The organism is Rhodococcus sp. P4_F3_2 (assembly GCF_056401335.1).
This window is the reverse complement of the sequence record NZ_JBFUJN010000201.1, coordinates 1-450: the sequence shown is the minus strand read 5'-3', so window position 1 is coordinate 450 and position 450 is coordinate 1. Positions and strand designations below refer to the sequence as shown.

The window sequence follows — 450 nt, the reverse complement described above, 5'->3', positions numbered from 1 at the left end:
TCTCAAATCATTGTGTTTTCAGGCGACAGTCATTATGAGGGTTTCTTTGATCGAGATAATGAAGAACAACAATGGATTCCTCTCCCAAGAGAACGTGATTTATCAAGAGAATAGCAGTTGATCCTGCCTGACGATATGGCCATATGGGGTTATCTTGTGAAAAATTTTGATGAGGGAGACGTGTACGAAAGCGAATTGTGGTTTATTGGCGAAAAGGATTAAACATTTTAATATTTTCACCAACTAACGTGTGCTTAAGTTGATGAGAGTGGGTTGCTGTGGCAGTCTTTATGGTTTAAAAGGAGAAGAATATGAGAGAAGCAATTAGATCCCAAATAGGTAAATTAATAGGCTTAAATTTACGATACGCTGGAAGAGCGTCGAATCTGTTTTGGCTTGGGTTTGGAGAAATAATTTCAGTAACCAGAAGAGGAAAAACTGAGGAATTAG

Annotated in this window: 1 protein-coding gene; it reads left to right on the top strand. The window is 38.0% G+C overall.

Annotated elements, in window-relative coordinates:
* The first annotated feature begins 12 nt into the window (after positions 1-12).
* The gene (locus tag AC1DWA_RS33405) at positions 13-114 is read left to right on the top strand and encodes a hypothetical protein (RefSeq protein WP_477917780.1); all 102 of its coding nucleotides are present in this window, start codon (positions 13-15) and stop codon (positions 112-114) included.
* Positions 115-450: the final 336 nt, after the last annotated feature.